This is a genomic window from Pseudomonas sp. NY15181 (assembly GCF_048068055.1).
GTDB lineage: Bacteria > Pseudomonadota > Gammaproteobacteria > Pseudomonadales > Pseudomonadaceae > Pseudomonas.
Genome location: NZ_JBLUPT010000003.1, coordinates 199,685 through 224,825 on the forward strand (window position 1 = coordinate 199,685; position 25,141 = coordinate 224,825).

The following is a 25,141-nucleotide window of genomic DNA, read 5'->3' on the forward strand; positions in this document are numbered from 1 at the left end:
GACGGAGTGGAGGAGCGCTGCCGACGTACGGTCGTGCTGATTCGCGACGACCTCTCAAAGCGCCTTCAAGTGCCAGCTGATGTGGCTGAATTGACACCTTTTTGACTAACTTGCCGCTAAAGTGTCGCCGCTGGCCGGCAGGCCTTCTCATCCAAGGTTTCCAATCCGACTTTTGCAGTTCAAGGAGTGCACTCGATGGCCGAGGGCAAACGTTGCTTCTTCCCGCAGATCAGTTCGACACGGCTGGTCCTGCTGTTTTCCCTGGCCCTGGTGCTGTTCTACAACGTTGCGACCTGGAAGGCCCTGAACAACCTGGTGCCGCTGGAAGGCGTGAAGGGCGCCGGATTCTTCCTCTCCTTCGCCTTCTTCCTCTGGGCGGCCTTCACCCTGCTGCTGACGCTGGTGTCGTTCCGGCCGCTGCTCAAGCCGGCGCTCACCCTGGTGGCACTGGTGTCCGCCGGTGCGGCCTACTTCATGAACACCTATGGCGTGGTCATCGACACGGTGATGGTGCAGAACGTGTTCGAGACCAACCCCGGCGAAGCCGCGGCCCTGTTCAGTGCGCGGATGGTCGGTTACCTGCTGGTGCTGGGCGTCCTGCCGGCGGCGATCATCTGGCTGACTCCGGTGAGCTATCGTCCGTTCTTCCGCGGCCTGCTCAACAAGGTGCTGGTGATAGTCGCTTGCGTGGTTGTGGTGGCGGTCTCCGTGGGCAGCTTCTATTCCACCTACGCGCCGGTATTCCGCCAGGAAGACAAGCTGACCCACTTCATCAACCCGACCAACTACATCTATGCGGTGGGCAAGTACGCCAAGCAGCGCCTGGGCATCAAGGAAAACCTGGTGGTGCAGCCGATCGGCGAGGATGCCGTGCTGACCCAGCGCGTGCGCGCCGACGGCAAGAAGTCGCTGATGGTCTTCGTGGTCGGTGAAACCGCCCGTGCCGATCATTTCTCCCTCAATGGCTACGCCCGCGACACCAACCCGGAACTGGCCAAGCTGGACATCATCAACTTCGCCAACGTCAGCTCCTGCGGCACCTCCACCGCCGTATCGGTGCCCTGCATGTTCTCCAAGTTCCCCCGCGAGGACTACAGCGACAAGAAGGGCAAGACCTACCAGGGGCTGCTGGACATTCTCCAGCGCGTTGGCGTGTCGGTGCTCTGGCTGGACAACAACAGCGACTGCAAGGGCACCTGCCTGCGTGTGCCGAACCGCGACATTCCCAAGACCCAGCCCGGCCCGTTCTGCGATGGCAAGAACTGCCTGGACGAAGCCCTGCTGCAGGACCTGCAGGCCTACATCGACGGCCTGAAGGACAACGCGATCATCGTCCTGCACGCCGACGGCAGCCACGGTCCGGAGTACTACGACCGCTATCCGAAGTCCCTGGAACGCTTCAAGCCGGTGTGCCACACCAACCAGCTGGGTAGCTGCAGCAGCGAGGAACTGGTGAACGTCTACGACAACACCATCCTCTACACCGACTTCTTCCTGTCCAAGGTGGTGGACCTGCTCAAGCGCAACGAAAGCCGTTTCGACACCTCGATGCTCTATGTCTCCGACCACGGCGAGTCGCTGGGGGAGAACGGCGTCTACCTGCACGCCGCGCCCTATGCCATCGCGCCGAAGGCGCAGACCCATGTGCCGATGGTGATGTGGTTCGGCAACGGCGCGTTGGGCGACCTGGGTATCGATCGCGGCTGCCTGGAGACCAAGGCCAAGGCCGACGAGCTGAGCCACGACAACCTGTTCCACTCGGTGCTTGGCCTGTATGAAGTGCGCACCAACCTCTACCAGCCGGACCTGGACATCTTCCACTCCTGCCGGCGCAACATGACCGCCGCCCAGTAAGCGGGAGCGGAGCAAAAAGAAAGGCCCTGCGGTGTTTGCCGCAGGGCCTTTGCGTTTTCCGGGGCTGGAATTACTTGTCGCGCACCAGCAGCACCGGACGGTTGCTGACGCGGATCAGGCCTTCGGCCACGCTGCCCAGCATCAGGCGGCGCACGCCACGGCGGCCGTGGGTGCCCATGACGATCACATCGGCCTTGGAGGCTTCGGCCTCAGTCTCGATGCGCTCGGCGATCTCCTCGCTGGCGCGCTCCTGGCAGACCCGCTCGAACACGGCCTTGACCGGGAAATCGGCGACCTGCTCCCTGGCCTTGGCCAGGATGTCATCGGCGGCCTTCAGTGCGGCTTCGCGCAGCGGCTCGGGATTGTAGTACACGGCGTAGTCGGGCAGGTGCCGTAGCGGGCTGTCGACGATGGTGATGACGCGCAGCTCGCCTCCGCTCAGCTTGGCCAGCTTGGCCGCTTCGACCAGGGCTCGGTCGGAAACCGGACTGCCGTCCACCGCTACCAGAATGCGCTCGTACATGATGTGTTCCTCAATGAGTGGCTTGGTAAGAAAACTCTATCCCTCCGAGGGCGAGATTCCCTTGCGCAGCGTCAATGGTAGACGGTGTGTCCGAAAGTGCCGGGAATAGAGCGGTGTAACGGGGTGTTTCCGTAGGAAGTGGTTGTACGTCCTACGGTGCATGGGCGGGTTCGCGAGCAAGCTCGCTCCTACAGGTGTTGTCGGCGCCGTCGGTGGAAATCGGGCGAGGCGCAGGCAGACTCTTCGTAGGAGCGAGCTTGCTCGCGAACACAATCCATTCCATGAAAAAAGCCGCCACAGGTTTCCCCGTGGCGGCTTCTTCGTTGCGCGGTATCCGGATCAGCCAGCGACCAGCACGCGGATCGCTTCCAGGCGCAGGGATGCCTTTTCCAGCAACGCCAGGCTGTCGTCGCGCTGCTTGCGCAGGGCTTCCAGTTCGCTGTCGCGCACGCTCGGGTTGACGGCCTTGAGCGCGGTCAGGCGGGCCAGTTCCTCGTCCAGCGTGGCGGTCAGCTGCTGGCGAGCCTGCTCCACGCGCTCGGCATGGCGCGGGGTGATCTTGGTCTCGGCCAGGGCGAACTGCTTGGCCAGCACGTCGCGCTGGGCCTGCACGAACTTGTTGGCGCTGGCGCGCGGCACGCTTTCCAGCTGGTCGTTGAGGGTTTCGAAGGACACGCGGGCGGACAGGTCGTTGCCGTTGGCGTCCATCAGGCAGCGCAGCGCCACCGGCGGCAGGAAGCGGCCGAGCTGCAGCTTGCGCGGCGCCACGGCTTCGCTGACGAACAGCAGCTCCAGCAGAACGGTGCCCGGCTTGAGCGCCTTGTTCTTGATCAGCGCCACCGAGGTATTGCCCAGCGAGCCGGACAGCACCAGGTCCATACCGCCCTGCACCATGGGGTGCTCCCAGGTGAGGAACTGCATGTCCTCGCGGGCCAGGGCCTGGGCGCGGTCGTAGGTGATGGTCACGCCTTCGTCGTCGCCCAGCGGGAAGCTGGCGTCGAGCATCTTCTCACTCGGACGCAGGATCAGCGCGTTCTCGGAGTGGTCCTCGCTGTGGATGCCGTAGGTGTCGAACAGGCGCTCCATGTAGATCGGCAGGGCGAACTGGTCGTCCTGCTCCTCGATCTCCTCCACCAGCGCCTCGCCTTCACCGGCACCACCGGAGTTCAGCTCCAGCAGGCGGTCACGACCGCTGTGCATCTCGGCTTCCAGCGCTTCGCGGGCGCCCATGCCTTCGGCAAGCAGGGCGGCGAAGGCCTCGTCGTCGCCGCCGTCCAGCAGTTCCACCAGGCGCGGGCCGAAGCGGTGCTGCAGGGCGTTGCCGGTGGGGCAGGTGTTGAGGAAGGCGTTCAGCGCCTGGTGGTACCACTGGAACAGGCGTTCCTGCGGGCTGTTCTCCAGGTGCGGCACGTGGATCTGGATGGTGTGCTTCTGGCCGATACGGTCCAGGCGGCCGATGCGCTGTTCCAGCTGGTCCGGGTGGGCCGGCAGGTCGAACAGCACCAGGTGATGGGCGAACTGGAAGTTGCGGCCTTCACTGCCGATCTCCGAGCAGATCAGCACCTGCGCGCCAAACTCTTCATCGGCGAAGTAGGCGGCGGCGCGGTCGCGCTCGAGGATGCTCATGCCCTCGTGGAACACGGTGGCCGGAATGCCGGACTTCAGGCGCAGGGCGTCTTCCAGGTCCAGCGCGGTCTCGGCGTGGGCGCAGATCACCAGCACCTTGTACTGCTTGAGCATCTTCAGGGTGTCGATCAGCCAGTCGACGCGCGGGTCGAAGCGCCACCAGCGGGCGTTCTCGTCGCCGTCCTCGGCCTGGGCCTGGAAGCTGACTTCCGGGTACAGGTCCGGGTGCTCGCCGATCGGCAGCTCCATGTATTCCACCGGGTTGGCCAGGGCATAGGGGTGCAGCTGGCGCTCGGGGAAACCCTGCACGGCGGCGCGAGTGTTGCGGAACAGCACGCGGCCGGTGCCGTGGCGGTCGAGCAGTTCGCGCACCAGGCGGGCGCGGGCGTCTTCATTGCCGTCCTCGACGCTGGCCAGCAGTACGTCGCCTTCGCTGCCGAGGAAGCCGTGGATGGCCTCGCGGGCGGCGGGGGAAAGACGGCCGTGGTCGATCAGTTCCTGCACCGCCTCGGCGACCGGGCGGTACTGGCCGCTTTCGGCTCGGAAGGCTTCCAGGTCGTGGAAGCGGTCCGGGTCGAGCAGGCGCAGACGGGCGAAGTGGCTGTCCAGGCCAAGTTGTTCCGGGGTCGCGGTGAGCAGCAGCACGCCAGGGATGACCTGCGACAGGTGCTCGACCAGCTGGTATTCACGGCTGGCCTGTTCCGGGTGCCAGACCAGGTGGTGGGCTTCGTCGACCACCAGCAGATCCCATTCGGCGGCGAACAGCGCGTCCTGGGCCTTCTCGTCTTCGCGCAGCCACTCCAATGCGACCAGGGCCAGCTGGGTGTCCTCGAAGGGGTTGCTGGCGTCGCTTTCGAGGAAACGCTCGCGGTCGAACAGGGCGACTTCCAGGTTGAAGCGCCGGCGCATTTCCACCAGCCACTGGTGCTGGAGGTTTTCCGGCACCAGGATCAGCACGCGGCTGGCGCGGCCGGAGAGCAGCTGGCGGTGGATCACCAGACCCGCTTCGATGGTCTTGCCCAGGCCCACTTCGTCGGCCAGCAGAACGCGCGGCGCCATGCGGTCGGCGACTTCGCGGGCGATGTGCAGCTGGTGCGCGATGGGTTGCGCGCGGGCGCCGCCCAGGCCCCAGAGCGAGGACTGCAGCAGGCGGGTGCGGTGTTCCAGGGTGTGGTAGCGCAGGCCGAACCAGGACATCGGGTCGATCTGCCCGGCGAACAGGCGGTCGCTGGCCAGGCGGAACTGGATGAAGTTCGACAGCTGGGTTTCCGGCACGGTGCGCTGGTCGTTCTGCGCGGTGATGCCGTGGTAGATCAGCAGGCCGTCGATCTCGTCCACTTCGCGGACGGTCATCTTCCAGCCTTCGAAATGGGTGATCTCGTCGCCCGGGGCGAAGCGCACGCGGGTCAGCGGCGCGTTGCGTTCGGCGTACTGGCGGGTATCACCGGTGGCCGGATAGAGCACCGTGAGCAGGCGGCCGTCCAGCGCCAGGATGGTCCCCAGCCCAAGTTCCGCTTCACTGTCGCTGATCCAGCGTTGACCGGGTTGATACTGCGCCATGGACACCTCCCAAAAAAAGCCGGCTATGGTACCGGAACGCGCGGCATTCAGCGATGGCCGATGACGGTTCCGGTCGTCCGGACGGTCAGGCCTGCCGGGAGGAGGGCGCTAGGCGTCGAAGGCTCCCGCTGGAGTTGCCGCAAATGACGAAAGTGTAGCGAGCCGGACTCAAGTCTGTAGTGGGCCCGCCGATAGCCTGACCAGAGGAGTTCCGACAGGACCTTTCCAGATGCTGCTGCCCATTCCCCACAGCGTGACACCAGTCACCGCCCAGCAGGACGTGCCCAAGCCGCGACCGGATGTCGCCCCGGTGAGCCCGCCCGCGCCCAGCGCGGGCAACGCCGGCGTGGGCCTGGAGCGTCGCCCGGACGAAGAGGCGCTGGAAGAGGAATACCAGCGCCGCCGCAAGCGTCGCCCGGCGAGCGATGGCACCCCGGAGGGCGAGGCCCTGGAAGAGCTGGAGCAGGTCGAGGAACTGGGCGACGCGCAGGATGCCCAGCGCAAGGGCCGCTGGATCGATATCGAGATCTGATGGCCAGGCTCGGAGTAAGCTGGGCGAACACCTGATTGCGCCGAGTCCCGCATGCTGTTCGACGATGCCCCGATCCGATTGCCCGATGCCGAGCTGCGCCTGCTGCCCGACTGGTGTCCGCCGTCGCTGGCGGCGCACTGGTTCGAGCGACTGGTCGCCGAGACGCCCTGGGAACAGCCCAGCGTGCACCTGCACGGGCGTAACTATCCGGTGCCGCGGCTGGTCACCTGGTACGGCGACCCCGAGGCTTTCTATACCTACTCCGGCCTGATCCACGCGCCGTTGCCGTGGACGCCGCTGCTGGCGGAGATTCGTACGCGGGTCGAAGCGGCGGCCGGGCAGCGCTTCAATGGCGTATTGCTCAACTATTACCGCGACGGCCAGGACTCCATGGGGTGGCACAGCGACGACGAGCCCGAGCTGGGGCGCAACCCGGTGGTGGCCTCGCTGAACCTTGGTGGCGCGCGGCGCTTCGACCTGCGCCGCAAGGGACGCAACACAATCGAACACTCCATCGAGTTGTCCGGCGGTTCGCTGCTGGTCATGTCCGGCGCAACGCAGCATTATTGGCAACATCAGGTCGCCAAGACGCGCCGTCCGGTCGCACCGCGCCTGAATCTGACTTTCCGCCTGGTGCATGCCCAGCCATGAGCAACGACGACAAACTGATCGACTTCGCCTCCGAGCGCGACAAGCGCATCCACGACGTGCATGAAAAACGCCTGCAGGACGTGCGCCAGGCCTTCGAGAACGCGCTGCCGCTGGGCAAGACGCGCAAGAAGGGCAAACCGAAGAAGCGCTGATTTTTCCTGCTGCTGACTGCCCCCTTTCCCGCAAAAGTGCCGCTCTGCGCGGCTTCCCGCCGCACCCGACCCCCTCCGTAAGTTGACCTGCGTCAGTGCTCCGGCCCTCGCCGGAAAGCGCTCTGTCGACCATTGATCCAGGTCAATTTGTCCCGCCCGGCCGCCGGTAATCTGCACACATCCCCAGACGATGTAGGCAAACAGGAGGCCAGCATCATGTTCATCGACGAAGTGGTTCTCGCAGGCATCGTTACCGTCGGACTGATGGTCGTTTTCTTCGGTGGGATCGGAATTTTCATCTGGAAGGACAGCCACAAGAAGAGCTGATCCTTACAGATATACAGAGCACGCAAGGCACTTCGGGCGACTTAGGTCGCCCGTTTTTTTTGCCTGCTCGAAAGTTGGGATGATATTTTGTTAGCTTGCTAATAATGTATCTGGCAACGATGTTGCCATCCCCGTGGCCGACTATCTTTAGCCGATAGACCCGGAGCCTTTCGAGAGACCGCGTGCGACCTACGCTACAGGCATTCCTCGCGCCGGATACGCTGGCGCTGAAGTTCGCGATCAAGACCCTCCTGGCCGGCGGTCTGGCGCTCTGGTGCGCCTTCCGTTTCGACCTCGAACAGCCGCAATGGGCGCTGATGACGGTGTTCATCGTGTCCCAGCCGCTGTCGGGCATGGTGGTGGCCAAGGGGTTGTTCCGCCTGATCGGCACCCTGGCCGGCACCGCCATGTCCGTGGTGATCATGGCACTGTTCGCCCAGACACCCTGGCTGTTCCTGCTGGCCGTGTCGGTATGGCTCGGTCTGTGTACCGCCGCTTCGACCACGCTGCGCAATCACGTGTCGTATGCCTTCGTGCTTTCGGGCTACACGGTGGCGATCATCGGTCTGCCGGCGATCAGCCATCCGCTGGGGGTGTTCGATCAGGCCGTGGCGCGCTCCACGGAAATCTGCCTGGGCATCCTTTGCGCTTCGGCGGTCAGCGCCATCCTCTGGCCGCGTCGGGTCGAGGCCAACCTGGACAAGCAGGCGCGGGCCACCTGGCTCACCGGGATGCAGGCCGCGCGCAGCGAGATAGAGGCCGATGCGCGGGAGATCAAGGGTCTGCTGCTGGCGTTGGGCAAGATCGTCGAAGTGGACGTGCAGCGTGATCACGCCTGGTTCGAGGGCTATCGCGGGCGCATGCGTTCGCGGGCGCTGCGCATCCTCTCCCGCGACCTGCTCAGCCTGTTGCGCACCGCGCGCGGCGTGGCCCGCCAGCGCAGCGTGCTGGACGACCGCGACCAGGCGCGGCTGCAACCCTGGATCGACGAGTTGCAGGCGGTGCTGCAGGACCCGCAGGTCGAGTCGATGAAAGCGCTGGGCGAGCGCTTGGAGCAGGCGGGCACCGACGACACCCGGTCCAACGACCTGCGCTACTGCCTGACCCGCTGTGCGCTGTTGCTTCGCAAGGCCGTGGAGGCCGAGCACACCATGCGTTCGGTGGCTTCGGGGGCGGTGGACGAGCGGGCGACCGGCACGCTGTCCTGGCACCGCGACTGGTTGATGGCGCTGTTCTATGGTCTGCGCAGCGCCGTGGCGCTGCTGGGCATGTCGGCCTTCTGGATGGCCACCGCGTGGCCCGCCGCCACCGGGGGGATGCTGCTGGCGGCGGTGATCTGCAGCCTGTTCGCCAACCGCGACAATGCCGTCGCCATCGGCCTGGGTTTCCTGCGCGGCATTCTCTACGCGATACCCGCCGCCGCGGTGGTCACCCAGTGGCTGCTGCCGCAGTGGAATGGTTTCCCCTTGCTCTGCATGGCCCTCGGCGTGCCATTGTTCTTCGCCTTGCTGGGCATGGCCACGCCGGTGCTGGCCGGTACCGCCACGTCCTTCGCGATCCACTTCATCACCCTGGTGGCGCCGAGCAACGTGATGCGTTACGACCTGGCGTCCCTGCTCAATTCCGCACAGGGCGTGGTCATCGGCGTGGGCTTCGCGGTCGTGGTGTTCCGCCTGTTGACCCTGCCGGCGGACTGGCTCAACCGCCGCCTGATCCAGGCCACCTGCGTCGATCTCGGGCGCCTGACCCGGCGGCCGATCGAAGAGGCGGAGAACTGGTTCGGCGGGCGCATGGCCGACCGCCTGATCCGCCTGGCGCGGCACTACACCCTGTTGCCCAAGGAGGAGCAGCGGCGCTGGCAGGACGGCCTGCTGGCGTTGGACCTGGGCAACGAACTGATCCACATGCGCGCCTGCCTCAATAATGCCCACGGTCTGTTGCGCAAGGCCCGCGACCAGTTCCTCGCCTCGCTCGCCAGCGTGCTGGAACAGGGGCCTGGCAGCGGCCGCGAGCAGCGCCTGGAATCGCTCTGCGAACCACTGGAGGAGGCCTTGGCGCGTGATCTCCACGGTGAAAACGAACCCAATCGCCTGGCCCGCGCCGCCCTGGCGCAATTGCGCCACACTTGGCGGCAGTGGTGCCGACTGGAGGATCAGCATGGGACTGCATGAAGTCGGCTGGGGCGGCGTCTACCTCAGTCCGTTGTTCATCTACGCGGTGTTGGCCCTGGGCCTTACCGTGGTGCTGCGCCTGCTGCTGCAGGCCACGCCCTTCGGCCGCTGGATCTGGCACGAGGCGTTGTTCGATTGCTCGTTGTTCGTGCTGATTCTCTGTGGTGTCACCTGGGCGCTGAGCGCAGCCCCTTGAGAGGAGAAGTTGAATGCGCGGATTCCTTCGCGTAGCCATCACCCTGATTCTGGTTGCCTGCGCCGTGCTCGCCGGCACCTGGCTCTGGCGTTACTACATGTTGTCGCCCTGGACCCGCGATGCGCGGGTGCGCGCCGACGTGGTGGTGATCGCCCCGGACGTGTCCGGCTGGGTCACCGATCTGGCGGTGCAGGACAACCAGCAGGTGAAGGCCGGTGACCTGATCATGCGCATCGACCGCGAGCGCTACGCCGCCAACCTGGAACAGGCCAAGGCGCTGGCCGAAACCCGCCACCAGCAGTACCTGCTGCGCCAGAGCGAGGCGTCACGGCGCAATCGCCTTGGGATTGCGGCGATCAGCGCCGAAGACAAGGAGACCGCGCAGATCAACGCCGCCATAGCCAAGAGCGAATACGACGAGGCGCTGGCCCAGGTGCGTCTGGCCGAACTGAACCTCAGCCGCAGCGAAATGCGCGCCCCGCGCGACGGCCAGGTGACCAACCTGCGCCTGGCCCAGGGCAACTACGCCCAGGCCGGCCAGCCGGCGATGGCGCTGGTGGACCAGAAGTCCTTCTACGTCACCGCCTACTTCGAGGAAACCAAGCTCCCCGGCATTCGCGTCGGCCAGTCGGCGAGGATCGTGCTGATGAGCGGCGACACGGCCATCGACGGCACCGTGGAAAGCATCAGCAGCGGTATCACCGACCGCAACGCGATCCCCGACAGCCAGTTGCTGGCCAACGTCGAACCGACCTTCAACTGGGTGCGTCTGGCCCAGCGCATCCCGGTGCGCATCCGCCTGGAGAAGGTGCCCGAGGGTGTGCATCTGAGTGCGGGGATGACCGCCAGCGTCACCGTGAAGGAACACTGAGGGGCGTGTCGTCCCGCTCGCGCTGCAGCCAGCAGGACAGCGCCGCGCAAAGCACCGATGCCGTCACCAGGCTGAGGCCGACCCAGGGCGTCCAGGCGATGCCGGCCAGGCTGATCACCGCGCCACCCAGCGCCGCGCCGAGGGCCACGCCCAGGTGCATGGCCGAGGTGTTCAACGCCACTCCCGCGCTGCCGCTGGCCGGGTCGCTGGCCAGCAGGTAGCTCTGCACCGCCGGCGAAATCATCCAGCTGATGGTGCTCCAGACCATCAGCGCCATCAGCAACAGCCAGGGATGCCCGAGGCTCAGCGGGATCGCCAGCATCGCCAGGGCGAACAGCACCGGCACCACGACCAGGGCGCGGCGATAGCCGAGGCGGTCGCTCAACCAGCCGCCCAGGTAACCGCCACCAATGGCCGCCAGGCCGATCAGCAGCAGGGTCAGGGCGATGCGCTGGCTGTCGTCGATGCCGGCGACCTGCTGGAACCACGGCGTGATGTAGGCGAACAGGGTGAAGTGCCCGCCCAGCAGCAGGATCGACACCAGTTGCGCCAGGTTCAGCGCGGGGCTGCGCAACTGGCGCTTGTACGCCGCGCCGTTGGCCGGGCTGCCGAGCGTGCGGCGGGGCAGGGCGAGGCGCAGCAGGGCGGCCAGCGGCAGGGAGTAGAGGGCGATGGCGGCGAAGATCCAGCGCCAGCCGACCCATTCGTTCACCAGTACGCCGGCCGGCACGCCGAACACCAGCGATCCGCTGATGCCCATGAAGATCAGGCCGATGGCGCGCCCGCGCTGGGCCGGCGGCGCCAGTTCCACCGCCAGCAGGCTGGCCTGCATGATCAGCAACCCGCAACAGGCGGCCATGCCGATGCGCATCAGCAGCAGAGCCGCGTAGCCGGGGCTCAGCGCCGCGCCGGCGTTGAAGGCGGAGAACACCAGCAGGGTGATCACCAGCAGGCGACGGCAATCGACGCCCCGGGCCACCCAGCCGAGCAGTGGCGCGGCAATGGCGAAGCTCAGGGAGAACAGGCTGGTGAGCTGGCCGGCGAGGCTGAGGGATACCCCCAGGTCATCGGCGAGCGAGGGCAGGATGCCGGTGAGGATGGCCTCGGCGAGGCCGGCGGCGAAGGTGCAGAGGGACAGCAAAAGCAGTCGAAGGTCCATGGCGGCTCCGATTCCCGGTAATGGGGTTTCGGGCGGAAGGCCTTCGGTTATCCCAGTTGATTGAACTGACGAAGGGGGAGGGTAGTTGAGAGGGAAACTGTATACAAGTTTCCGGGGCCGGATAACCGGCCCCGGAATGCGTATCAGCCGATGGTGATCGGCGGCAGGGCAGGCAGTTCGATGTTGAGTTTCTCAGCGGGCGCCAGCACTTCGGCCTCGCCTTTCACCACGGCCTTGCCGTCCTGATTGAGCACCACGGTGCCGATGCGCACGCGGTTCTTCGGCAGCTTTTCCAGCACTTCCAGTTCCACCGTCAGTTCGTCACCCAGCTTCACCGGACGGGTGAACGTCAGGTTCTGGCCGAGGTAGATGGTGCCCGGGCCGGGCAGGGTGGTGGCGATCGCCGCGCTGATCAGTGCACCGGTGAGCATGCCGTGGGCGATGCGCTCCTTGAACTGGGTGGTGGCGGCGTATTCGGCGTCCAGGTGAACCGGGTTGCGGTCGCCGGAGACCTCGGCGAAGAGCTGGATGTCTCGCTCGCCGACGCTGCGCTTGAAGTTGGCCTTCTGGCCGACTTCGAGTTCTTCATAGGGGACGTTTTGCACGGAAGTCATAGGGGCTCCTCGAGAGTCTCGGGCTGGCGGACGGGACAATGCGCGCCCAGCCAGTCGATCAGGTTGCGGGTGACTTCGTCGCGGTTGCTCTCGTTGAACAACTCATGACGGGCGTCGGGATAAATCTTCAGTTGGACGTCGCGTACCCCCGCCCGGGTCATCGCCTGGGCGAGATCGTTCAGGCGCTTGCCCTGGCTGACCGGGTCGCGTTCGCCGCCGATCACCAGCACCGGCAGGTCGCTGCGGATGCGCGCAAGGTGTTCAGTCGGGGTGATGTCGGCCAGGCCGCCGAGCAGGTCCAGCCACAGCTGGTTGCTGCAGCGGAAGCCGCAGAGTGGGTCGTTGACGTACTTGTCGACTTCGGCGGGATCGCGGCTGAGCCAGTCGAAGGCAGTGCGGTTCGGCTTGAAGGCCTTGTTGAAGGAGCCGAAGGAGAGGAAGTCGATCAGTGCGCTGCGCCCCAGCGGACCTTGCCGCCAGCGTTCGAAGCGGGCGATGGAGCGGGCGCTCTTGTAGAGCGCCACCGGCTGGTAGTTGGAGCCGGAGAGTACCGCTGCCTTCAGGCTGGCGCTGTGCTGCATCAGGTAGGCGCTGGCGATGTAGCTGCCCATGCTGTGGCCGAGCAGGACGATGGGCAGGTCCGGCTGCTCCTCGCGGATGTGCCGGTTCAGCGTATGCAGGTCGCCGATCACCTTGCCCCAGCCACCGCGGTCGGCGTAGTGGCCCAGTTCGCCGTGTTCGGCGGTACGGCCGTGGCCGCGCTGGTCGATTGCGTAGAGGTGGTAGCCGGCGGCGTTCAGCGCAAGGCCCAGGCGCTCGTAGCGGCCGGCGTGCTCGGCCATGCCGTGGGACAGCATGAGGGCCCCGCGGGACGGGCCTTCCGGTGCCCAGTGGCGGGTGTACAACGGCGTCTCGTCGCTGGCGGTCAGCCAGTAGGCAGCGTAGGGCATGGGTCCTTCCCGATTGTTGTACGAATTATCGATCGCAGGTGAGACACGGCGATCGTCGCCGACGCTGCGCAGTGTACAGCGCTGCGCGAGTCTGCCCAGGCGATTTTTGCTCAGGCCGGCGCCCGGACATTTCCTGTATGGATTGCCACGGCTGGCCTAGGCTTCCCGCGACGCCAGGCACTGGGGCCGATCCCGCCTGGCCGGGGGTGGTGGGGCAAGATTCACGCAGTCAATGACGCTTGCGGGAGTCTTTGCGCTGACCGGGGGAACTGCTAGCTTCCGTCAAATGACCGCAATGGCGGTTTGGTTTCGCTCAGGTACGAGGATAAGAAAAACATGCAACCTGATTTCTGGAACGACAAACGCCCGGCCGGCGTGCCCAGCGACATCGACCTGGGCGCCTACAAGTCCGTGGTGGAAGTCTTCGAGCGCTCTTGCAAGAAGTTCGCCGACCGTCCGGCGTTCAGCAACCTGGGTGTGACCCTGACTTACGCCGAGCTGGACCGCCTGTCCGCCGCCTTCGGCGCGTACCTGCAGAAGAATACCGATCTCAAGCCCGGCGACCGCATCGCCGTGCAGATGCCGAACGTCCTGCAATACCCGATTGCCGTGTTCGGCGCCCTGCGTGCCGGCCTCATCGTCGTCAACACCAACCCGCTCTACACCGCCCGCGAGATGCGCCATCAGTTCAAGGATTCCGGCGCTCGCGCGCTGGTCTACGTGAACCTGTTCGGCAAGCTGGTGCAGGAAGTGCTGCCCGACACCGGCATCGAATACCTGATCGAGGCCCGCATGGGCGACCTGCTGCCCGCGCTCAAGGGCCTGTTGGTCAACACCGTGGTCAAGCACGTGAAGAAGATGGTGCCGGAGTACAGCCTGCCCCAGGCCGTCTCCTTCAAGGACGCCCTGCGCCAGGGGCGTGGCCATGGCCTGCAGCCGGTCAAGGTTGGCCTGGAAGACATCGCGGTGTTGCAGTACACCGGCGGCACCACCGGCGTGGCCAAGGGCGCCATGCTCACTCACGGCAACCTGGTTGCGAACATGCAGCAGGTGCACGCCTGCCTGCAGCAACACGGCCCGGACGGCAAGCCGCTGATGCAGGTGGGCAACGAGGTGATGATCGCGCCGCTGCCGCTGTACCACATCTATGCCTTCACCGCGAATTGCATGTGCATGATGGTCAACGGCAACCACAACGTGCTGATCACCAACCCGCGCGACATTCCTGGTTTCATCAAGGAGCTGAAGCAGTGGCGTTTCTCTGCGCTACTGGGCCTGAACACCCTGTTCGTCGCCCTGATGGATCGCCCGGAATTCAAGGAGATCGACTTCTCCAACCTGAAGGTCACCAACTCCGGCGGCACCGCGCTGGTCACCGCCACCGCCGAGCGTTGGAAGGCCATGACCGGTTGCTCTGTGGTCGAAGGCTACGGTCTCACCGAAACCTCGCCTGTGGTGACCACCAATCCCTACGGCGACAAGGCGCGCCTGGGTACTGTCGGCATCCCGGTGGCGGGCACCGCGCTGAAGGTGATCGATGACGACGGCCGCGACCTCGGCCTGGGCGAGCGCGGCGAGCTGTGCGTGAAGGGCCCGCAGGTGATGAAGGGCTACTGGCAGCGCCCGGAAGCCACCGCCGAGGTGCTGGACGCCGAAGGCTGGCTGCGTACCGGCGACATCGCGGTGATCGACCCGGACGGCTTCGTGCGCATCGTCGACCGCAAGAAGGACCTGATCATCGTTTCCGGCTTCAACGTCTACCCCAACGAGATCGAAGACGTGGTCATGGCCCACCCGAAAGTCGCCAACTGCGCGGCGGTGGGTGTGCCGGACGAGAAATCCGGCGAGGCGGTGAAGCTGTTCGTCGTGCCGCGCGAGGGTGGGGTGACGGTGGAAGAGCTCAAGGCCTACTGCAAGGAGAATTTCACCGGCTACAAGGTGCCCAAGCACATCGTCATCAAGGACGCACTGCCAATGACGCCGGTGGGCAAGATTTTGCGACGGGAGCTGCGCGAAACCGCGTGAGGTGAGCGTGGACGAAAAAGGGGGCTGATCCAGGATCAGCCCCCTTTTTTATGGCGGGTTGTCGGCCAGAGCCGGTCAGCCACCACAGCCGCCACAGCAGCCGTCCTTCTTGCGCAGGATCTCGTAGAGATCGTCCTTGAGCTGCAGCTTCTGCTTCTTCAGCGCCTCGATGGCGTCGTGCGATGCAGGGGTGATACCGGCTTCCATGTTCTTGATCTGCTGGTCGAGATCGTTGTGGCTATGGAAGAGCTTTGCAAAGTGCGGATCCTCGGCTTTGAGGCGGGTAATCTTTTCACGGAATTCGGGAAACATGAGGGTTCTCCAGGAGAGTGCAAAAGCACTTTGCGGGATCCGGATCTGGCGAGTGTTGAGGTAGATCACTGAAGACTCCGCGACGATGGGACATCGAGTGGGGCTGCGCGAAATCGCCTGATCGAACTCCGGCGATTGACTCCCGTGGCGGAGACCGGCCTGACCTCCAGTCCCCGTCCTTTTTTCCGGTTTCATTTCCCTGAAATCGTCTTTGTCAGACAATCCAACAAGGCTGCGGCCCTTCTGGGACGGGCTTTTCCGACGAGTGGGAGGTGGGTGACCGAAACAGCTGTTTCTGGTCATTTTTCTGACTGACAAGGCTGTGTTTGGTGCTGGTCGCTGTTTCTCAAAGCTGCTAATCTCGGCCCGCTTTTCGCTCCCTGCCTCCAGGGAAAGCGACATAAACACAACAACGAACCGCACTGCGGTAAAGATGAGCTGTTGCTTAGGAGTGGGCTTCCATGACCGACAATTTCTGGAAGGACAAATACCCAGTGGGGATCGCTGCCGAGATCAACGCTGACCAGTACCCGAACATCCTCGCGGTACTCAAAGAGTCCTGCCAACGCTTTGCAAACAAGCCTGCCTTCAGCAACCTGGGCAAGACCCTGACCTACGGCGAGATGTACAAGCTCTCCGGGGACTTCGCGGCCTATCTGCAACAACACACCGATCTCAAGCCCGGCGATCGCATCGCCGTGCAGCTGCCCAACGTGCTCCAGTACCCGGTCGTGGTCTTCGGCGCCATGCGCGCCGGCCTCATCGTGGTCAACACCAACCCGCTGTACACCGCGCGGGAAATGGAGCACCAGTTCAACGACTCCGGCGCCAAGGCGCTGGTGTGCCTGGCGAACATGGCCCACCTGGCCGAGGAAGTGCTACCCAAGACCGGCATCCGCAACGTCATCGTCACCGAAGTGGGTGACATGCTGCCGCCGCTCAAGCGCTTCATCGTCAACTTCGCGGTCAAGCACATCAAGAAGATGGTGCCGGCCTACAACCTGCCGCAGGCGCAGAAGCTGACCGACGTCCTGGCCAAGGGCCGTGGCAAGGCGGTGAAGGAAGTTTCGCCCAAGAGCGACGACGTGGCCGTGCTGCAGTACACCGGCGGCACCACCGGCGTGGCCAAGGGCGCGATGCTGACCCACCGCAACCTGGTCGCCAACATGCTGCAGTGCAAGGCTCTGATGGGCGCCAATCTCAACGAAGGTTGCGAGATCCTCATCGCGCCGCTGCCGCTGTACCACATCTACGCCTTCACCTTCCATTGCATGGCGATGATGCTCACCGGCAACCACAACATCCTGGTGACCAACCCGCGCGACCTGTCGAGCATGGTCAAGGAACTGTCGCAGTGGAAGTTCACCGGCTTCGTCGGCCTGAACACCCTGTTCGTCGGCCTGTGCAACAACGACGGCTTCCGCAAGCTGGACTTCTCCGCGCTGAAGCTGACCCTCTCCGGCGGCATGGCCCTGCAGCAGGCCGCTGCTGAGCGTTGGAAGGACGTCACCGGCTGCGCCATCTGCGAAGGCTACGGCATGACCGAAACCAGCCCGGTGGTGTCGGTGAACCCGTTCCAGAACATCCAGATCGGCACCATCGGCATTCCGGTTCCGTCGACCCTGTGCAAGGTCATCAGCGATGACGGCCAGGACCTGCCGCTGGGCGAGCGTGGCGAGCTGTGCGTGAAGGGCCCGCAGGTGATGAAGGGCTACTGGCAGCGCCAGGAAGCCACCGACGAGATCCTCGACAAGGACGGCTGGCTGCGTACCGGCGACATCGCGATCATCCAGGACGACGGCTACATGCGCATCGTCGACCGCAAGAAGGACATGATCCTGGTGTCGGGCTTCAACGTGTACCCCAACGAGCTGGAAGACGTGCTCGCCACCCTGCCGGGCGTGTTGCAGTGCGCCGCCATCGGCATCCCGGACGAGAAGTCCGGCGAGTCGATCAAGGTCTTCGTGGTGTCCAAGCCGGGTGTCACCCTGACCAAGGAGCAAGTCATGCAGCACATGCACGACAACCTCACCGGTTACAAGCGTCCCAAGTCCGTTGAGTTCCGCGACAGCCTGCCGACCACCAACGTCGGCAAGATCCTGCGCCGCGAATTGCGCGACCAGGAGCTCAAGAAGGCCAAGGCCTGAGCCGAAGGACAGAGAACCCGCCGCAAGGCGGGTTTTTTATGCCTGCCTGCATCAGGGGCGTTCGGCCTGGCAGGGTAGTCCGCCAAGCGATCGACGTGGCGGCCCGTGCCGGTCTTTTGCGACAATTCGCGGATTGTCGCCATGACAGCCCATTCCAGGGACCGGCTCCGCACCCGCTCGCGCCGCTCCCGCCCAGATGCCCGCGAAGCCCATGACTGCCGAAAGCACGCCTACTCCCGAACAGCTCCTGCAACGCATGGATCACGCGCTGATCCGCGATCGCCATCGCCTGCGCCGGCAGCTCCACGAACTGCGCAAGCACCCGGACGACGCCAAGCTGGCCCAGTGGGCCGAGCGCTTCCAGGCCTCCTGCGCCAAGGTCGAGGCGCGCCGCGCGAGCATCCCGGCGATCCGCTACGACGACAGCCTGCCGATCGCCGCCAAGCGCGACGAGATCAAGGCCGCGCTGCAGAAGAGCCAGGTGGTGGTGATCGCTGGCGAAACCGGTTCGGGCAAGACCACCCAGCTGCCGAAGATCTGCCTGGAGCTGGGCCGTGGCACCCACGGCCTGATCGGTCACACCCAGCCGCGCCGCCTCGCCGCGCGCAGCGTGGCGACCCGTGTCGCCGAGGAAATCGGTACGCCGCTGGGCTCGCTGGTCGGCTATCAGGTGCGTTTCGAGGACCAGAGCGACGAGAGCACGCTGATCAAGCTGATGACCGACGGCATCCTGCTCGCCGAGACCCAGCACGACCGCTACCTCGAGCGTTACGACACGATCATCGTCGACGAAGCCCACGAACGCAGCCTGAACATCGACTTCCTGCTCGGCTTCCTCAAGACGCTGCTGCCGCGCCGCCCGGACCTCAAGCTGATCATCACCTCGGCGACCATCGATCTTGCGCGCTTCTCCAAGCACTTCGGCGATGCGCCCATCGTCGAGGTCTCCGGCCGCACCTATCCGGTGGAAACCTGGTACCGCCCGCTGGCGGCGGAAGTGGACGAGGACGGTGAAGCGCTGTTCGATGATCTTTCCGTGGACCAGGGCATCCTCCGCGCGCTGGACGAGATCGCCGCCCATGAGCGCGAGATCGGCAAGCGCCCCGGCGACGTGCTGGTGTTCCTCCCCGGCGAGCGCGAGATCCGCGACGCCGCCGACATGCTGCGCAAGGCCAACCTGCGCCACACCGAAGTGCTGCCGCTCTATGCGCGCCTGACGCCAGCCGAGCAGCAGAAAATCTTCGCGCCCATGCCGGGGCGCAAGATCGTGCTTGCCACCAACGTCGCGGAAACCTCGCTGACCGTGCCGGGCATCCGCTACGTGATCGACAGCGGCACCGCGCGCATCAGCCGCTACAGCTACCGCGCCAAGGTCCAGCGCCTGCCCATCGAAGCCGTGTCCCAGGCCAGTGCCAACCAGCGAAAGGGCCGTTGCGGCCGGGTCGAGCCGGGCATTTGCGTGCGCCTGTACAGCGAGGAAGACTTCAACGGCCGCCCGGCCTTCACCGATCCGGAGATCCTGCGCACCAACCTCGCGGCGGTGATCCTGCAGATGCTGCATCTGCGCCTGGGCGACATCGAGGCTTTCCCCTTCATCGAACCGCCGGACGGCAAGGCGATCAACGACGGCTTCACCCTGCTGCAGGAACTCTCGGCGGTGAACCGCGAGGGCCAGCTGACGCCGCTGGGTCGCCAGCTCGCGCGCCTGCCCATCGACCCGCGCCTGGGCCGCATGCTGCTGGAAGCGGCGCAACTGGGCAGCCTGCCGGAAGTGCTCACCGTGGCCAGCGCGCTGTCGGTGCAGGACCCGCGCGAGCGGCCGATGGATCGCCAGCAGGCCGCCGACCAGGCCCACGCCCAGTGGAAGGACCCGGATTCGGACTTCGCCGCGCTGATCAACCTCTGGCGCGGCTTCGAGGAGCAGCGCCAGGCGCTGGGCTCTAACCCGCTGCGCAACTGGTGCCGGAAGAACTTCCTGAATTACCTGCGCCTGCGCGAGTGGCGCGATGCGCATCGCCAGCTGACGCTGATCTGCCGCGAACTGCAGTTGCCCTTTGGCGCCAAGGCAGAAGGTGCCCAGCGCAAGGCCGAGCCCGCTCGCGAGCAGGCCAAGCTGCACGACAATCGCGGTCGCCAGCCGGTGGCCAAGGCGGATGAGCCGAAGACGCGCGACATCGACTACGCCGCGGTGCACAAGGCGATCCTTTCCGGCCTGCTCAGCCAGATCGGCCAGAAGGCGGAGGAGGGCGACTACCTCGGCGCGCGCCAGCGGCGCTTCTGGATTCACCCCTCCAGCGTGATCGGCCGCAAGAAGCCGCAGTGGATCATGGCCGCCGAACTGGTGGAGACCACCAAGCTGTTCGCCCGCATGGTCGCCAAGATCGAGCCGGACTGGCTGGAGCCGCTGGCCGGGCACCTGGTGAAGAAGAACTACCTGGAACCGCACTGGGAGAAACGCCGTGGCCAGGTGGTGGCCTACGAGCAGGTCACCCTGTACGGCCTGATCGTCGTCGGCCGCCGCGCCGTGCATTACGGCCCGATCGATGCGCCGGTATCCCGCGAGATGTTTATCCGCGAGGCTCTGGTTCGTGGCGAGATCAACAGCCGCGCCAAGTGCCTGTCGGCCAACCGCCAGTTGCTGGAAAAGCTCGACGAGCTGGAAGCCAAGGCACGCCGGCGCGACATCCTGGCCGACGAGGAAACCCTGTACGCCTACTACGACGCGCGCCTGCCGGCGGATATCTACCAGTCCGCCAGCTTCGAGAAGTGGTACGAGCGCGAGCACAAGCAGCAGCCGAACCTGCTGATCATGCGCGAGGAAGATGTCCTCGCCCGTGATGCCAGCGAAGTCACCGCCGGCCTCTACCCGGACCGCCTGCGCCTGGGCGAATTGCAGCTGCCATTGACCTACCACTTCGAACCCGGTCACGCACGCGATGGCGTGACCTTGCGGGTGCCGGCGCCGCTGCTGCCGCAACTGCCCGCCGAACGCCTGGAATGGCTGGTGCCGGGCCTGCTGGAAGCCAAGTGCGTGGCCCTGGTGCGCAACCTGCCCAAGGCCATCCGCAAGAACTTCGTGCCGGTGCCGGACTTCGTCAAGGCGGCGCTGGGCAAGATGGTCTTCGCCGAGGGCGCTCTGTCCGAATCCCTCGGTCGCGAGCTGCAGCGCATGACCGGCAGCCGCGTCGCGGAGGAAGCCTGGGCGGAAGCCGAAACCCAGGTGGAAAGCCACCTGCGGATGAACATCGAAGTGGTCGATGCCCGCGGCAAGTTCCTCGGCGAAGGCCGCGATCTGGCCGAACTCACAGCGCGTTTCGCTGAGGCCAGCCAGGCCGCGCTGGCGATTCCGCAAGCCGACAAGCCGCAGAAACCGGTGGAGGCCAAAGGCTTCGCCGAGGTCGCGGAGAAGACCCAGCAGAAGGTCGCCGGGCTGTCGATGACGGTCTACCCGGCGCTGGTGGAAGAGGCCGGCGTGGTGAAGGAAAACCGCTTCCCGACCCAGGCCGAAGCCGACTACCAGCACCGCCGCGCGCTGCAACGCCTGCTCCTGCAACAGCTGGCCGAGCCGGCCAAATTCCTGCGTGGCAAGCTGCCCGGGCAGACCGATATGGGCCTGCTCTACCGCGAGCTGGGCCGCGTCGAGGCGCTGGTGGAAGACATCCTGCTGGCCAGCCTGGACAGCGCCATTCTCGACGGTGAAAGCAGCCTGCCGCGCGATGGCGCCGGGCTCGCCTCGCTGGCCGAGAAGAAGCGCGGCGCCTGGACCGAGCACGCCGAGCGCATCGCCCGCCTGACCCTGGAAATCCTCAAGCTCTGGCACGGCCTGCAGAAGCGCTTCAAGGGCAAGATCGACCTGGCCATGACGGTGCCGCTGAACGACGTGAAGGGGCAACTGGCCAGGCTGGTCTACCCCGGCTTCGTGCGCGACACGCCGCTGGAGTGGCTCAAGGAGTACCCGCGCTACCTGAAGGCGGTCGAGCAACGTCTGGACAAGGTGGCAGGGCAAGTCCAGCGCGACCGCGTGTGGAGCGGCGAGATGGCCGGCTACTGGGAGCAGTATTCGGCGCGCCTGGCCAAGCACTGCCAGGAAGGCAAACGTGACCCCGAGCTGGTGCTGTACCGCTGGATGCTGGAGGAATACCGCGTCTCGCTGTTCGCCCAGCAACTGGGGACGAAGGTGCCGGTGTCGGACAAGCGCCTGTCGAAGCAATGGAGCCAGGTCGAGGCGTAGGGTGTATAACGTTCGACGTTATACACCGTTTGACCTGGGTTTCCGGCCGCTCCGACTTCAACCAGGACGCTTGTCACCGAGTGCTTCTAGCTCAACCAATGCGTCAACTGACGATCATGGCGTATCGGCGTACAACCGCGAACGGTTGTACGCCCTACGGGCTGAACCCTCAGTGTTCACGGACACCCCCCTCTCCCTTCGGGAGAGGGCTGGGGTGAAGGGAGCCGCATAGCGGCTTTGCCTCCGCCTCCGCGCTTTAGTCCCGCTTCGGAATCCCCAGCCCACGCTGCACCGCCGGCCGCGCCAGGAATCGCTCCAGCACGCGCTTCACATTGTGGAAGTTCTCGAAGCCCACCAGATCGCCCGCTTCATAGAAGCCGATCAGGTTGCGAATCCACGGGAAGGTGGCGATGTCGGCAATGGTGTAGCGCTCGCCCATGATCCAGTCGCGGCCTTCCAGGCGCTGGTCGAGCACGGCCAGCAGGCGCTTGGCTTCGTCGACGTAGCGCTGCAGCGGGCGCTTGTCCTCGTAGTCCTTGCCGGCGAATTTGTTGAAGAAGCCGATCTGGCCGAACATCGGGCCGATCCCGCCCATCTGGAACATCACCCACTGCAATGTCTCGTAGCGGCCGGTGGCGCCGGGGAGGATCAGCGAGTCGGTCTTGTCGGCGAGGTAGACCAGGATCGCGCCGGACTCGAACAACGCCAGGGGTTTGCCGTCCGGGCCGTTGGGATCGATGATCGCGGGGATCTTGTTGTTCGGGTTGAGCGAGAGGAATTCCGGGGAGTGCTGGTCGTTGCGCTCGAAGCTGACCAGGTGCGGCTCGTAGGGCAGGCCCAGCTCTTCCAGCATGATCGACACCTTCACGCCGTTGGGCGTGGGCAGCGAGTACAGCTGCAGGCGGTCAGGGTGTTCGGCGGGCCATTTGCGGGTGATGGGGAACGCGGAAAGATCCGACATGCAAACTCCGGTCTGTTGAGCGAAAGGCCTCAGGATAGACCCCTGCGCGTCGCCGGTCATGACCCGCGCGCGACAAACCGGTATGGTGCGGCCCCATAGTCACCGGACCCACACCCAGTCAAGGGAAAAGGAACTCACCATGAGCCTGCACGGCACCTACGATCCGCAGAACATCTTCGCCCAGATCATTCGCGGCGACGCTCCCTGCTACAAGCTGTACGAGGACGACGACGTGCTCGCCTTCCTCGACCTGTTCCCGCAGTCCTATGGCCACACCCTGGTGATTCCCAAGAACTCGCCGGCACGCAACATCCTCGAAGTCGATCCCGACGCGCTGGGCAAGGTGATGCGCGTGGTGCAGCGCCTGACCGGCGTGATCGTCGACGAGCTGAGCCCCGATGGCGTGCAGGTCGCCCAGTTCAACGGCGCGCCAGCGGGGCAGACGGTGTTCCATATCCACATGCACATCGTCCCGCGCTATGCCGGCGAAGGCCTGGGGATTCACGCGGCGAACAAGGCCGAGGCGGTTGAACTGGAGAAGCTGCAGGCGCGCCTCGTCGCTCGCTTGAACGGCTGAGACGAGCCCGGGCTGGCGGTTACCGGACCGCCGGCTGGATGTCGAAACCGGTGCGGTTGTCGCTGTTGATGCGGAAGCTGTTGTCCTGGCCGGGCTCCAGCGACACCAGCAGTTCGCGGCGCAGCATGGCCTTGCTGCACAGGCCGTCGCCGTCCTTGTCGCCGATGATGCCGACCACGTGCTTGCCCGCCGGCACGTGGAAGCTGGCCGACTCGCCCTTGCCGATGCGCGCCGCCACTTCATGGTCGATGGTGACGGCGACGTAGCAGCCGCCGCCGATGTAACCCACGTCGCGGGTCACGTCGACCTTGACGCTGTCCTTGCCCGGTTGCTGATAGGCCAGCAGGCGGTCGGTGGGAACGGGATGGACTTCATCGCTCTGGTACGAGGCACAACCGGACAGCACCAGCAACGGCAGGACGGCAAGGATCGAACGCATAGATTTCCTCCACGGATGATGCAGCGAAGGCTAGCCCAGAGCGGCCGATCCTGCAGTGAATCGGCCTGCTCAGCGAATGATTCGCTCAGATAGCCCTACGTACTGTGGGAAATTGGAGTAGTCTTCTGTGACGGGAGACAAGGCCGGATGACGGGGGTGGTCGACCCGCTGACGGCCGAGCCAAGGAGCCAGGCTGATGTACCGCAACAGCGATCCCGAACAACTCTACGAGCCCAGCACCGGGCCATCGGGGCTGGAAGAAGCCGATCACCGCTTGCTGATGCGGCTGATCTTCGTCTGCACCGGCGTGACCCTGGGAGTGTTCTGCGTCCTCCAGAGCCTGGCCGGCAACTATTGGCTGGCCGCTGTCGAAGCGGCTGCCTGCGGCCTGCTGCTGTGGGCCTCGCACCGGCTCAAGCGGGTGCGCCATCTGGTGCCGTGGATCTTCGCCTACCTGCTTCCGACCTTCTGTTTCATCCTCTATATCATCGTCATGCCCAAGGCCTCGGCCTCGGCGTTCGTCTGGGTCTACCTGATGCCGGTCATGGCCTATCTGTTGCTGGGCCAGTGGCGCGGTTTTCTGCTGAGCGTGCCATTCATGCTGCTGGCGACCCTGATGTACCTCTACATGAACCACCTGCGGCTGGATGCGCCAGGGCTGATCGACATCGGCAACGGCATCTTCTGCGGCGTCCTGGTACTGGCCTTCATGCACCTCTACGAAGGGCGTCGCGCCGATGCCTACAAGCAACTGCGCCATCTCGCACTCACCGACGCGCTGACCGGGGTAGCCAGCCGCGAAAGCTTCCAGCGTGCGTTGCAACGCTGCATCCAGGAGTCGGCCCGCTACGACACGCGGCTGGTGCTGGTGGTGCTGGACGTCGATCACTTCAAGCTGATCAACGACCAGTGGGGGCACGAGGCCGGTGACAAGGCCCTGCAGCACCTGTGCAAGTCCCTGCGCCACCGGCTGCGTGCCACCGACCTGATCGGCCGCCTGGGCGGGGAGGAGTTCGGCATCCTGCTGCCGTTCACCGACCGCTTCGATGCCCAGCCGCTGGTGGAGGCGCTATGCCAGGAAGTGGCCCGGCGGCCATTGGAGTACTCCGGGCAGCGCATTCCGCTGTCCGCCACCTTCGGCCTGGCCGAGTGGCCCACCGACGGCCTGGATGCCGACGAACTCTACCGCTGCACCGACCGCCGCCTTTATCGAGGCAAGGCGGAAGGACGCAACCGACTGGTGCACAGCGACCCGGTCTGAGT

At 65.3% G+C, this 25,141-nt stretch carries 21 protein-coding genes; 13 read left to right on the plus strand and 8 right to left on the minus strand.

Going from position 1 to position 25,141, the window contains the following annotated elements; genetic code table 11:
* Positions 1-195: 195 nt before the first annotated feature.
* Positions 196-1,854 carry a phosphoethanolamine transferase gene (locus ACNFBT_RS09505; RefSeq protein ID WP_416748684.1) on the plus strand — a complete coding sequence of 553 codons (1,659 nt, stop codon included), beginning with the start codon at positions 196-198 and terminating at the stop codon, positions 1,852-1,854.
* A 70-nt stretch (positions 1,855-1,924) separates the two neighbouring features.
* Here ACNFBT_RS09505 and ACNFBT_RS09510 read toward each other — a convergent pair whose 3' ends face one another.
* Complete coding sequence (locus ACNFBT_RS09510; protein WP_416748685.1) at positions 1,925-2,377, minus strand: universal stress protein; 453 nt, start codon at positions 2,375-2,377, stop codon at positions 1,925-1,927.
* A gap of 339 nt (positions 2,378-2,716) precedes the next feature.
* On the minus strand, positions 2,717-5,569 hold the full coding sequence (gene rapA, locus ACNFBT_RS09515) for an RNA polymerase-associated protein RapA (RefSeq protein ID WP_416748687.1): 2,853 nt from the start codon (positions 5,567-5,569) through the stop codon (positions 2,717-2,719).
* Between the two features lie 223 nt (positions 5,570-5,792).
* Between rapA and ACNFBT_RS09520 the strand changes: the two genes are divergently transcribed.
* The 7 genes from ACNFBT_RS09520 to ACNFBT_RS09550 all read left to right on the plus strand — a co-directional run bounded on the left by ACNFBT_RS09520 (position 5,793) and on the right by ACNFBT_RS09550 (position 10,463).
* On the plus strand, positions 5,793-6,095 hold the full coding sequence (locus ACNFBT_RS09520; protein ID WP_416748688.1) for an aspartate-semialdehyde dehydrogenase: 303 nt from the start codon (positions 5,793-5,795) through the stop codon (positions 6,093-6,095).
* Between the two features lie 51 nt (positions 6,096-6,146).
* Entirely contained in the window at positions 6,147-6,746 is a 600-nt protein-coding gene (locus tag ACNFBT_RS09525; protein WP_416748690.1) for an alpha-ketoglutarate-dependent dioxygenase AlkB family protein, read from the plus strand.
* Entirely contained in the window at positions 6,743-6,898 is a 156-nt protein-coding gene (locus tag ACNFBT_RS09530) for a hypothetical protein (RefSeq protein ID WP_416748692.1), read from the plus strand. Before ACNFBT_RS09525 ends, ACNFBT_RS09530 begins: the two co-directional genes overlap by 4 nt.
* Positions 6,899-7,114: 216 nt before the next feature.
* Positions 7,115-7,225 carry a cytochrome c oxidase subunit CcoM gene (gene ccoM, locus ACNFBT_RS09535; RefSeq protein WP_279381559.1) on the plus strand — a complete coding sequence of 37 codons (111 nt, stop codon included), beginning with the start codon at positions 7,115-7,117 and terminating at the stop codon, positions 7,223-7,225.
* A gap of 182 nt (positions 7,226-7,407) precedes the next feature.
* On the plus strand, positions 7,408-9,396 hold the full coding sequence (locus tag ACNFBT_RS09540; RefSeq protein WP_416748694.1) for an FUSC family protein: 1,989 nt from the start codon (positions 7,408-7,410) through the stop codon (positions 9,394-9,396).
* The gene (locus tag ACNFBT_RS09545) at positions 9,383-9,592 is read left to right on the plus strand and encodes a DUF1656 domain-containing protein (protein ID WP_275610691.1); all 210 of its coding nucleotides are present in this window, start codon (positions 9,383-9,385) and stop codon (positions 9,590-9,592) included. Before ACNFBT_RS09540 ends, ACNFBT_RS09545 begins: the two co-directional genes overlap by 14 nt.
* Before the next feature lie 13 nt (positions 9,593-9,605).
* Complete coding sequence (locus tag ACNFBT_RS09550) at positions 9,606-10,463, plus strand: efflux RND transporter periplasmic adaptor subunit (RefSeq protein ID WP_416748696.1); 858 nt, start codon at positions 9,606-9,608, stop codon at positions 10,461-10,463.
* Here the strand turns inward: ACNFBT_RS09550 and ACNFBT_RS09555 are convergent.
* The 3 genes from ACNFBT_RS09555 to ACNFBT_RS09565 form a co-directional block, all read right to left on the minus strand.
* A complete protein-coding gene (locus ACNFBT_RS09555; RefSeq protein ID WP_416748698.1) occupies positions 10,444-11,622 on the minus strand; it encodes an MFS transporter in 1,179 nt (392 codons plus the stop codon). The two genes, ACNFBT_RS09550 and ACNFBT_RS09555, sit on opposite strands and share 20 nt — an antisense overlap.
* A gap of 143 nt (positions 11,623-11,765) precedes the next feature.
* Positions 11,766-12,236 (minus strand): MaoC family dehydratase, encoded by a 471-nt coding sequence (locus tag ACNFBT_RS09560; protein ID WP_416748700.1) that lies wholly within the window; start codon positions 12,234-12,236, stop codon positions 11,766-11,768.
* Positions 12,233-13,186 carry a lysophospholipase gene (locus tag ACNFBT_RS09565; protein ID WP_416748702.1) on the minus strand — a complete coding sequence of 318 codons (954 nt, stop codon included), beginning with the start codon at positions 13,184-13,186 and terminating at the stop codon, positions 12,233-12,235. Before ACNFBT_RS09565 ends, ACNFBT_RS09560 begins: the two co-directional genes overlap by 4 nt.
* Before the next feature lie 336 nt (positions 13,187-13,522).
* Here ACNFBT_RS09565 and fadD2 point away from each other — a divergent pair, with 336 nt between their 5' ends.
* On the plus strand, positions 13,523-15,211 hold the full coding sequence (fadD2, locus tag ACNFBT_RS09570; RefSeq protein WP_416748703.1) for a long-chain-fatty-acid--CoA ligase FadD2: 1,689 nt from the start codon (positions 13,523-13,525) through the stop codon (positions 15,209-15,211).
* 75 nt (positions 15,212-15,286) lie between these two features.
* Here fadD2 and ACNFBT_RS09575 read toward each other — a convergent pair whose 3' ends face one another.
* Entirely contained in the window at positions 15,287-15,523 is a 237-nt protein-coding gene (locus ACNFBT_RS09575) for a YdcH family protein (RefSeq protein ID WP_416749443.1), read from the minus strand.
* A gap of 461 nt (positions 15,524-15,984) precedes the next feature.
* Here ACNFBT_RS09575 and fadD1 point away from each other — a divergent pair, with 461 nt between their 5' ends.
* Positions 15,985-17,670, plus strand: coding sequence for a long-chain-fatty-acid--CoA ligase FadD1 (gene fadD1, locus ACNFBT_RS09580; protein ID WP_416748706.1), 1,686 nt, complete (start codon positions 15,985-15,987; stop codon positions 17,668-17,670).
* A 211-nt stretch (positions 17,671-17,881) separates the two neighbouring features.
* Positions 17,882-21,901 (plus strand): ATP-dependent RNA helicase HrpA, encoded by a 4,020-nt coding sequence (gene hrpA, locus ACNFBT_RS09585; RefSeq protein ID WP_416748708.1) that lies wholly within the window; start codon positions 17,882-17,884, stop codon positions 21,899-21,901.
* A 256-nt stretch (positions 21,902-22,157) separates the two neighbouring features.
* Here the strand turns inward: hrpA and ACNFBT_RS09590 are convergent, their stop codons facing one another.
* Positions 22,158-22,862, minus strand: coding sequence for a glutathione S-transferase N-terminal domain-containing protein (locus ACNFBT_RS09590; RefSeq protein WP_416748710.1), 705 nt, complete (start codon positions 22,860-22,862; stop codon positions 22,158-22,160).
* A gap of 139 nt (positions 22,863-23,001) precedes the next feature.
* On the opposite strand from ACNFBT_RS09590, the gene ACNFBT_RS09595 reads away from it, so the two are divergent.
* Positions 23,002-23,439: an HIT family protein gene (locus ACNFBT_RS09595; protein WP_416748712.1), complete on the plus strand. Its 438-nt coding sequence runs from the start codon at positions 23,002-23,004 to the stop codon at positions 23,437-23,439.
* A 19-nt stretch (positions 23,440-23,458) separates the two neighbouring features.
* On the opposite strand, the gene ACNFBT_RS09600 is transcribed toward ACNFBT_RS09595, so the two are convergent.
* Positions 23,459-23,878 (minus strand): 3-isopropylmalate dehydratase, encoded by a 420-nt coding sequence (locus ACNFBT_RS09600; protein ID WP_416748714.1) that lies wholly within the window; start codon positions 23,876-23,878, stop codon positions 23,459-23,461.
* A gap of 196 nt (positions 23,879-24,074) precedes the next feature.
* Between ACNFBT_RS09600 and ACNFBT_RS09605 the strand changes: the two genes are divergently transcribed.
* Entirely contained in the window at positions 24,075-25,139 is a 1,065-nt protein-coding gene (locus ACNFBT_RS09605) for a GGDEF domain-containing protein (RefSeq protein ID WP_416748716.1), read from the plus strand.
* The last annotated feature ends 2 nt before the right edge of the window (positions 25,140-25,141 follow it).